Source organism: Leptolyngbya sp. FACHB-60, assembly GCF_014695775.1.
Classification (GTDB): domain Bacteria; phylum Cyanobacteriota; class Cyanobacteriia; order Phormidesmidales; family Phormidesmidaceae; genus Nodosilinea.
Genome location: NZ_JACJOX010000066.1, coordinates 1 through 9,534 on the forward strand (window position 1 = coordinate 1; position 9,534 = coordinate 9,534).

At 57.5% G+C, this 9,534-nt stretch carries 10 protein-coding genes; 6 read left to right on the plus strand and 4 right to left on the minus strand.

Annotated features, from left to right (window positions below; all coding sequences use genetic code 11):
* Positions 1–515: 515 nt before the first annotated feature.
* The 5 genes from tgt to H6F57_RS24530 all read left to right on the plus strand — a co-directional run bounded on the left by tgt (position 516) and on the right by H6F57_RS24530 (position 5,484).
* On the plus strand, positions 516–1,691 hold the full coding sequence (gene tgt / locus H6F57_RS24510; RefSeq protein WP_190624567.1) for a tRNA guanosine(34) transglycosylase Tgt: 1,176 nt from the start codon (positions 516–518) through the stop codon (positions 1,689–1,691).
* 115 nt (positions 1,692–1,806) lie between these two features.
* Complete coding sequence (locus H6F57_RS24515) at positions 1,807–1,944, plus strand: photosystem II reaction center protein K (protein WP_017299971.1); 138 nt, start codon at positions 1,807–1,809, stop codon at positions 1,942–1,944.
* A gap of 201 nt (positions 1,945–2,145) precedes the next feature.
* Positions 2,146–3,237: a hypothetical protein gene (locus H6F57_RS24520; RefSeq protein ID WP_190624568.1), complete on the plus strand. Its 1,092-nt coding sequence runs from the start codon at positions 2,146–2,148 to the stop codon at positions 3,235–3,237.
* A gap of 59 nt (positions 3,238–3,296) precedes the next feature.
* Positions 3,297–4,862 carry a GUN4 domain-containing protein gene (locus tag H6F57_RS24525; protein ID WP_190624569.1) on the plus strand — a complete coding sequence of 522 codons (1,566 nt, stop codon included), beginning with the start codon at positions 3,297–3,299 and terminating at the stop codon, positions 4,860–4,862.
* Positions 4,852–5,484 carry a GUN4 domain-containing protein gene (locus tag H6F57_RS24530; RefSeq protein ID WP_190624570.1) on the plus strand — a complete coding sequence of 211 codons (633 nt, stop codon included), beginning with the start codon at positions 4,852–4,854 and terminating at the stop codon, positions 5,482–5,484. Before H6F57_RS24525 ends, H6F57_RS24530 begins: the two co-directional genes overlap by 11 nt.
* Before the next feature lie 32 nt (positions 5,485–5,516).
* Here H6F57_RS24530 and H6F57_RS24535 read toward each other — a convergent pair whose 3' ends face one another.
* From H6F57_RS24535 to H6F57_RS24545, 3 genes are all read right to left on the minus strand, one after another.
* Positions 5,517–6,557, minus strand: a complete 1,041-nt coding sequence (locus H6F57_RS24535; RefSeq protein WP_190624571.1) for a cation diffusion facilitator family transporter — start codon at positions 6,555–6,557, stop codon at positions 5,517–5,519.
* 181 nt (positions 6,558–6,738) lie between these two features.
* Complete coding sequence (gene dps, locus H6F57_RS24540; protein WP_190624572.1) at positions 6,739–7,269, minus strand: DNA starvation/stationary phase protection protein Dps; 531 nt, start codon at positions 7,267–7,269, stop codon at positions 6,739–6,741.
* A 315-nt stretch (positions 7,270–7,584) separates the two neighbouring features.
* The gene (locus tag H6F57_RS24545) at positions 7,585–7,755 is read right to left on the minus strand and encodes a PCP reductase family protein (RefSeq protein ID WP_190624573.1); all 171 of its coding nucleotides are present in this window, start codon (positions 7,753–7,755) and stop codon (positions 7,585–7,587) included.
* Positions 7,756–8,061: 306 nt separating this feature from the next.
* On the opposite strand from H6F57_RS24545, the gene sigC reads away from it, so the two are divergent.
* Complete coding sequence (gene sigC / locus H6F57_RS24550) at positions 8,062–9,318, plus strand: RNA polymerase sigma factor SigC (RefSeq protein ID WP_199289441.1); 1,257 nt, start codon at positions 8,062–8,064, stop codon at positions 9,316–9,318.
* A gap of 34 nt (positions 9,319–9,352) precedes the next feature.
* Here sigC and H6F57_RS27310 read toward each other — a convergent pair.
* Positions 9,353–9,534 (minus strand): hypothetical protein (locus H6F57_RS27310; RefSeq protein ID WP_206753725.1); only part of this gene is annotated, 182 nt, incomplete at its 5' end.

Consider the following 9,534-nt stretch of genomic DNA (forward strand, 5'->3'; position numbering starts at 1 on the left):
AGCAAGGATTATGAACTGCACACCGAAAATGCCGAAGCTATGGTTTATGGAGCGTTCATCCGTCTCATGCTGCGTCGCCTGGTGGCTTAAGATTTACTTTGCAAATTAGCTCTAAGGGTTCCAATCCCCTCTAACGAGCCAAAGTGTATTTTGATATACAGCGTCAAGCACAAATCCGGAAGAGCCTTAGCACTTTTATTAGGTACGTTTGAACTCCTAGAGGCCCCAGTTGTTGGTTTCTTCCTCCCTTCCCCCACCCCCTACCTTAGAGACTTATGTACTGGAATTCTCTTGCCGGATAACGGCCAAGCACTATTCCGACGTTACTTTGAGTTTTGGTGCAGTAATCAACGAACTACGGTCGCACCGCCAAAACCCAATCTAAAGGGCTGGCATTCTGAAAATATACTGGCAAGACCAACGACAAAAGTCAGGCCCCTATCAGAACCCTATCTCTGATATCTGCTGTAGCTTCGACTCAGTAGCTCATCGGAGAAGGCAGAATGATATGATCGATGCCGCTTTCTTACCCCCCGGAACGCTTCATTTTGACCCAGGCTTTTTCTTTTAGCTGCGACGCTCGCTGTAGCCACACCCAGGCGCGGGCAGGCACCTTCACCACCCCCCACGGCCCCGTACACACCCCCCGGTTTATGCCCGTGGGCACCCTGGCCAACGTCAAAACCGTCACCCCCGCCCAGCTGGCCACTACCGGGGCACAGATGGTGCTCTCCAACACCTACCACCTGCACTTGCAACCGGGCGAAGACATCGTGGCTGAGGCGGGAGGGCTGCACCGCTTCATGGGCTGGGATGGCCCGATGCTGACTGATTCGGGCGGGTTTCAGGTGTTTAGCCTCAGTCAGATGCGCACGATTACTGAAGACGGAGTGACGTTTAAGTCGCCCAAGGATGGCCGCATCATCAATATTCGCCCCGAAACCTCGATTCAGATCCAGAACGACCTGGGGGCCGATGTGATTATGGCCTTTGACGAGTGCCCCCCCTACCCGTGCAGCCGCGAGACGATCAAAGCCTCCACCGATCGCACCTGGCGCTGGCTGTTGCGCTGCGTTGAGGCCCACAAACGACCCGAGCAAGCGCTGTTTGGCATTGTGCAAGGGGGCGTCTACCCCGATTTGCGTACTGAAGCGGCCCAGCAGCTAGCCACGCTCGATCTGCCGGGCTATGCGATCGGCGGCGTCAGCGTGGGCGAACCGCCAGAGCTGATCGAAACCATTGTCAAGGCCACCGCCCCCTGCCTGCCCGAGCACAAACCCCGCTACCTGATGGGAGTGGGCACCTATCGGGAAATGGCCCAGGCGATCGCCGCTGGGGTAGATCTGTTCGACTGCGTCATTCCCACCCGGCTGGCCCGCCACGGAGCGGCGTTAGTAGCAGGGGACCGCTGGAATATCAAAAACCAGCGCTTTCGCCGTGACTACACCCCCATCGACGCCACCTGCCCCTGCTACACCTGCCAAAACTTCACCCGCGCCTACCTCTGCCACCTGATCCATGCCAAGGAGATGCTGGCCTTCACCCTGATCTCGATTCACAACATCACCGAGCTAGTGCGGTTTACCCAGCGGATCCGGGAGGCGATCTTGGGCGATCGCTTCACCACAGAATTTGCCCACTGGTTAGCGCCAAACCCGATCGCAGCCAATCTAGACGCCCCCCCGCCGTGATAAAATGCGAAGAAAATTTACCAATTCTCAGATTTCAGCCAGGGCGCTAAGGGTAAGGCTCTGCTCAGGTCTGAGGCTGGTCTGTCCCGGCTGTGTAACGAGAGGATAATCATTAATGGAAGTCGCAATGCTGCTGGCCAAACTGCCCGAGGCCTACTCCCTGTTCGACCCCCTGGTAGATGTACTGCCCATCATCCCCGTGTTTTTCCTGCTGCTGGCCTTTGTGTGGCAGGCTTCCGTCGGTTTCAAATAAACCTTTTACATCTTAAATACAGTGAAGCCCTGGCGTTACTAACGCTGGGGCTTTGTTTGATGGCCGTGCTAATCCGCCGTAGATTCGCTAACCCCAGCCACCTGTACCCCAGCAGGCTGAGATGACGACATAGCAAAGCCGTTACTGCTATGCGTTGATATACTGAGCCAGCGCTAATCTGCTCTATGGCACCTACCGGCGATGGTCGAAAATCTTGACTCAGGCAATAGTTTTAGGCTTTCGATCAAATCTCTAGAGGCTGAGGCAGACCCGAGGGTTACCCACGCCGGGGTGCAGGCACTCTGTAGCCGCATTACCCAGTTGAGCAATCTTGAACAGACCAAATTTGCGTATCTTCCCAATCCGCAGTACAGCATCTTAGCCGAGGCTACGGCCCACCCTAGAGTGGTTGAATCCAGCTTATATGCTGGACTTCAGTGCCAGCTCCCGCTGAATAAACTCAGAGTAGTTTTGCGGTGCGTGGGCAACTGGCTAGAGCGCACCGCCAACAAAACCCTTTTTGTCTTAGAAATTCCGCCCAGCCACACCATTACCCTCCAGACCGACCGGGCTAGGGCACTGGCCCAGCTGCTTACCCTAGGCGAAGCCTTGCTGCCGCCCCACGAGTTCTATCGCACCCAGGCCGAGGGTTATATCAGCACTTTTGGTGAGTTGACTCCGGCGGCTAAAGCTAATTTAAGCTTAGTACAGCAGCGGGTGGGGCTATCGCGCGAAGAGGCTGACGAACTCAACGCCACCGCTATGGGGCCTTTTAGAACTCTGGCCGAGAAATATCAGCACTTTCACAGAGAATTGCTGGTGTGCAAGCAGGCCAGCGATCTCGATGAGGCCTTTTGGAATGTAATGCGGACCAAAGCTGTCACCATGGGTTTGCCTGAGGCCGATGCTCAGTTTCTCAAGAACGAGCGTCTGAATACTCTCCGCCGTGAGGCCGAGCAGACGCACCGGCAGTCTGAAGCCAAGGCCGCAGCGGAAGCTCAACGTCAGCAGGAGCAGCAGGAGCGATCGCTGGGTTACTGTCACCAGTTTGAAGAATTGGTCATTGACTCGCTGACGCCCCAGGGCATTGCCCCAGAGCCCAGTGGGCCGGTAGGCGATCAAGCCGAGACGGCACGGTTTTGCCAGAGTGTGATGGCTAACCTGGCTAAGTCCGACTTTAACCGGGGCCGCCTAACCCAGGCGCGGGAATTTTATCACCTCAACCCGCAAGAGGCCGAAGCCCTGGAGAAACCCGTTTTAGATGAGCTGTATTTGTTATCTGACTTACTATAGGTTGCAGGGGATGAGCCGTTGGCTAAGGCCTAGTTTTGGTGCGTCTGTGAGGTGTTGGCTTGGCGCAAAACATTGCATGTTTGATCAAGTTTGTCGAACCTCAGCTCAAGCACGATGAGCTAGACAATGAGGTTCGCTACTTAATTGACGACCTGCGCGATCTCGATGGCATGGGCCAAATTCGCTTTGACCCCATTTTAGAAAATCGAGATGCGGCACAGGTCAGAATAGGCACTAGGTTTATTGCCCATTCAGATCTGCTGGTCTCTATTTTAAGGCGGCTGCGCGATCGCCTCTACTACAAGCCCCTCGAAACCTGGTTTCTCTTCCAAATTTCAGACTTTAATCTGCAAATTCAAACCGATCGAGCCGACGATCTGATTGATCTGATGGCCACCGCCCAAAGCGGGCTGTTGTTTTCCCCAGAGCGCGACTACCTCGCCGAAGCCGAAACCTACAGCCGCACCCAGGGTGAACTCTCGCCCACCGAACTCGACAATCTCAATCTGCTGCGCCAGCGCCTAGGCCTTTCGGCAGAGCAGGCAGAACTACTCAATGCCAGAGTTGTTGGCCCCTACAAAACCCAGGCCGAAAAACACCGCCATTTTGACGAGACCGCTGCCGCAGAGTTTGACCGTCTGCGTCACATGGACGCAGACCAACCCTTTGCCCCCAAAGACCCTTGGCCAGTGCTGCAAGAACTGGCTGAAAACTTGGCCCTGCCGATTCCTGAGGCCGAGACCATCTACCAAAAGCACTGGCAGCGCTACAGCGACGAGGCGAAACTCAAAACCGAGCAGCAGGCCGCCACAACCGCCGAAGAGGCCCGCTTAGCCACTGAAACTAAGGCCAAGGGCGATCGCCAAAGTCAGGTGCAGCAGGCCCGAGAGCACCTAGAGCAGTACCTAGCGCTCTGTCGCGAGACCATGGCCAGCCGCCTGTACCCCTCCGAGTTTGACCAGGGACGCCTCGATCAGGCCCGCCGGCTGCGAGATATCTCTATCGATGAGGCGATCGCCCTTGAGACTACCGTGCGCAATGAGCTGTATGGCAGCATTGAGTCTGCCGCTGGGGTAGACTACAGCCGCCTGCGCGACATGCTGCTCCAACAGGCCTGGCAAGAGGCCGACATGGAGACTGAAGCCGTTATTCTCAAGGCCCTTAACCGAGACATGCAGCCCGTCACCGTCGCCACCGTGCAGCGGCTGCCAGCTGTCGATTTGGCCACTATCGACGCCCTCTGGAGCCGCTACAGCAACAAGCGCTTTGGGTTTAAGGCCCAGCAGCAGGTGCACCGGAGCCAGCAGCAAATTCAGCAGGACGATCGCCAGCAGTGGTTAGCCTTTCAGCAAGCCCTCGGCTGGCGTGAGCCGCCGTCGCTGTTTTCCCAAGGCTATAGGCCCTACCATGACCTTAATTTCAGCCTCGAAGCGCCCCTGGGCCACCTACCGACCTGGCGCTGGTGCTGCCCAAGTTTGAGCGATCGCTACCGCCTGAGCCTCGACGTTATGGCCGCTGTCATCCACCACCTAGGCCTATGCATGCCCTTAGACCCGGTGCCAGCCCCAGCCGTCGACCCGGCCGCCCCAACGGTGCTCACTGGAGGAGTAACCCGTGCTAGGTAACACCTTTAACAGCCCCACGTTTAATAACCATTTGGAAGAAAGCCTCGACGAACTCAGCCTGCTGCTCGATGAAGAAGACTGGGAGGCAGCGGATCGGCTGACGGCAGACCTGCTGCTCGACGCGGTGGTGCAGAACTACAGCGGTGAAACAGGCCTGTTGCCCGAGACAGAGCCACGCCATCGGCCCTACCTAACGACTGAAGCTTTAGCAGGTTTGCCCTGCCAGCTGCTGCACGCCATTGACGAGCGCTGGCAAAGAGCCAGCGGCGGGCATTTTGGTTTTTTGGCTCAGCTTCAGGTCTATGCTGCCACTCTAGAAACCATCGACTTTGACCCGGCTCTACGCAACTGGTCAAACCCCCATCCTTTTTTTGAAGAAGTGGGATGGCTAATGCTAACACCGCTGCGGCCTATAGGGTTTTTGCGATTTTACAGTTGGCTAGACTTTGACCTTGAGGCCCCCAGGGGGCATTTGCCCGCCCTGTGGTACTGGCGGGTACCGCGCATCACCTCGCTGCAAATGGGCGGCTTGTTAACTGGCCAGGGAGGGGGCTTTGGCGATCTGGCCCGACTCGACGCCATGATGCTGCGGCTATCGCGCTGCCATCAGCTTGGCGGTTAGGGTGAGATTGCCACAATTTGCTGAAGCAGTCGCTAATCCAAAGCTGGGGCGGTGGGCTCCTGAGGCCTTACCTGAATGGTGACCTCAGCCAGGTAGGGCAGTTGCTGGTGTAAGTGAGTCCTGAGGTGGGATGCGATCGCATCCCCCGCCGCTACCGACAGCCCTGGCTCTACCGCCAGACTCACCTCGCCATACAGCCTGTGGCCCAGCCACCGCGCTTTAACCTGAGTCACCGTAGCGGCGGCACCCTCAACCCCATGCTCTATTTCATGGCGCAGGCGATCGACCATCGCTGGCTCCACTCCGTCGAGCAAGCGGGTAAATACCGTCTGGGTCGATTGCCACACCACCCGCAGCAGCACCAGGGTAATCACCAGACCCATCACCGGGTCGGCCCAGGGGTAACCTAGCCCAACGCCCAATGCGCTCACCAGCACCGCCAGACTCACCAGGCCATCGGCCCGAGCGTGTAGCCCATCGGCCACCAGGGCGGCACTATTAATCGATCGCCCCACCCGCAGCCGAAACAGGGCCACAACTTCATTGCCAATGAAACCAACGACGGCCGCCGCCGCCAGTGCCCCCAGGTGATCTAAGGGCTGAGGCTGACGCAGGCGCTCAATCGACTCATAGCCGGTAATTAAGGCACTCAAAAAAATCACCGCCACGATCGCCACCCCCGCCAGGTCCTCCGCCCGGCCGTAGCCATAGGCAAAGCGGGGCGAGGGTTTAGCGCGAGCCAGCACAAAGGCCACCCCGAGCGGCACCGAGGTCATGGCATCGCCCACGTTGTGAATGAGGTCGGCCATCAGGGCAACGCTGCCGGAGAGGGCAAAGACAACCGCCTGGGCGATCGCTGTAATCAGCAGCCCCACAAACGACCACTTCACCGCCCATAGTCCCCGCTCCGATGCGGCAATTTCAGGGTCCACAGCGCCGTGGGTGTGGCTGTGCCCATGCCCATGCCCATGATGATCGTGTCCGTGGGGATGATCGCGTTCAACAGCGGTTACCAGGGCGATCGCACCCTCAATCGCGTCAGAGTCGGGAACTTGAGAAGCCGGGTTGGGCATAGTGAGCAACAGCGCTACTGAAGCGTTATGGTACCTGCTTAAAACCGAGTCTTGCTACCGCAAGGCCGCAGACTTAAGCCTAGTCCGTCAGCAAAAATCCTACTTTATAACGACAAAGCCGGGGAGGCAGACTATGCCTCCCCGACCACTAGCTGGTCCTGTCAGACAGGACTAGTTGCGCTTAGCCACGGTCAGACTTCTTCACTAGGTGCGCCTCTAGGAACCACAGACGCATGTCAATGGTGCGAGAGATCTCGGTGTAAAGGTCGGCGGTGTCGGCATCACCCAGCTCATCGGTGGTGCCGATGGCGGCGCGCACATGCTTACCGTAGGCAGCAAAGCGCTCAGCCAGGGCCTCGACGTGTTCAGCACCCTCCACAGCATCAATCGGATACTCGGGCAAAATTGACTGACTAGCGGCAATGCGAGCTGTGCCCATGGCGGTACCACCCAGAGCAGTAACCCGCTCGGCCACCATATCGACATACCCTTCTAGCTCACCAGCCAGTTCGTCAAACAGCTCGTGCAGCTGATAAAAGTCCATGCCCTTGACGTTCCAGTGGGCCTGCTTGGTCTGGGTTTTGAGATCGAGGGTGGCAGCCAGGGTCTGGTTGAGCACGTCACAAACCTGCGATCGCACCTCAGCCGACATATCAATTCGGGTGGGATAAAACCCGCGCTTGGTCTTACTTTTCTCAACGGTTGCAACCATATGGCCTCTCTTTATTTCTGTCAATCGAATGAATAACGAACAAACCTGTGCCTTTGCCGTCCGGCCTAGTCCTGAAATCCTACCACTATGGCCTCGGCTCTTCTAAAGCATACTCGTTATGACTTCGTCTTGCAACATTGTAGCCAGAGTTTGTTGTTTGAGAAAGCTTTAGCCGACTCACAGACCACCGTGGCCTACCAGAAGGCACGGCGGGGCACCGTGACCGCCAAAACATCCCCACCCTACCGCTGTGGCGGCGAAGCAGTCTGTATCTCAAGGCAGCATCAACGCATAACGTTAAGGAGCGGTACCAGGCTACTGGCCAAACTCAAGGCGCACCTGTTCGACCAACTCTGCTGTCACGGCCTCGGCCTCGGTCTCGCGGGCCACATCTTCAATTCGCTTGCGGGCTTGGGCGCGCACAAAAAACGGAATATTTTTGAGCTTGGCCTGAGCATCAGCCGTCCAGGGAAGACCATTAACCATTAGCGAAGTCTGCTCCGAATAGCAATGAATGCCCTAATCCTATATGCCGCTTCGGGGTCAATGTGAGGTTTTTGCCAAGGTGTAACGTTCCGTCAGGAATTACCCTACCAAACGGCGTAGATTACGGTGTCGGTCAACAATTGCCACCTCAGCCCAAACCCCCGTAGACTCGGGCCGCCCCAAAAGCACCGCCCAGCTCCCGGAACTCCATCCCCTGTTCTAAAGTCTTGGCCGTTTGGGAATACTGAAACTAGGTTGGCAAATGGCCTATCGGCACAAGTTTAGTACACGTTACTAGGGCACGTCATGGTAGCAACACACCACTACAGCAAAAACGAGGCCTCCGCCCGGCCCGATCGAGAGTTCGGTCTCCTCACACTGGGGGATGAGGATGAGGGGGCTGCCCTGTCTCTCAAAGGTTTCTCCAGTGCCGACGAGGGCGACTTCGAAGCCGATGCCGCCGAGGTGCTGAAGGGTCGTCGCACCACTGACCTGGTGCGCCTCTACCTGCAAGAAATTGGCCGAGTGCGCCTGTTAGAGCGCCATGAAGAGGTCTCTGAAGCCCAGTGCGTCCAGGGCTACATGCAGCTTTTGGTCGATCTAAACCAGGCTGCGGAAAACACCGGCGGCATTTTGGCCACCTACAGCAAGCTGCTGCAAACCCGCGATCGCCTTTCCTCCCAACTGGGCTATCGCCCCTCCCTCGAGCGCTGGGCCGCCGAGGCCGAAGTGCCCATTGCCGAACTTAAGCCCACCCTGGCCGAAGGTAAGCGCGCCTGGGCCGCCCTGACTACCCTCACCGTGCCCGAGCTAGAGAAGGCCATCTCCGAAGGCATTCGCGCCAAAGAGCACATGATTAAGGCCAACCTGCGCCTGGTGGTGTCGGTGGCCAAGAAGTACCAAAACCGGGGTCTAGAGCTGCTCGATCTCATTCAAGAAGGCACCCTGGGCCTAGAGCGAGCGGTGGAAAAGTTTGACCCCACCAAGGGCTACCGCTTTAGCACCTACGCCTACTGGTGGATTCGCCAGGGCATTACACGGGCGATCGCCACCCAGAGCCGCACCATTCGCCTGCCCGTCCACATCACCGAAAAGCTCAACAAAATCAAAAAGGCCCAGCGCAAACTCTCCCAGGAGAAAGGCCGCACCCCCTCAATTGAAGACATCGCTCGCGAGCTCGACATGACCGCCGCCCAGGTGCGCGAAGTGCTGATGCGCGTCCCCCGCGCTGTTTCACTCGAAACCAAGGTGGGCAAAGACCGCGACACCGAGCTGGGCGACCTGCTCGAAACCGACTGCATGTCGCCCGAAGACATGCTGATTCGCGAGTCGCTGCGCCGCGACCTGCAACAGCTGATGGCCGACCTCACCACCCGTGAGCAAGACGTGATCAACATGCGCTTTGGTCTCGGCGATGGCACCCCCTACTCTCTGGCCGAGATTGGCCGTGCCCTGGAGCTATCGCGTGAGCGAGTGCGCCAGATCGAGTCTAAGGCACTGCAAAAGCTACGTCAGCCCAAGCGCCGCAACCGCGTCCGTGACTATCTCGAAGCGCTGAACTAGAGACCCTGCATAGCTACCTCAAGCCCCCTTGTTTTTAAGAAAAGCAGGGGGCTTTTTCTTGGGTATTGCCGTGGCCTAACTTACTTAAGTTGAGGTCTGGAGATATAGCTGTAGCCATGTGAGCTAGGACATAGACTAGAGACAGAGACATTGCCACCTGAGTGCCATGGCCAAACCCTACAGCCTCGATTTGCGCCAAAAGGTCATCGACGCCAT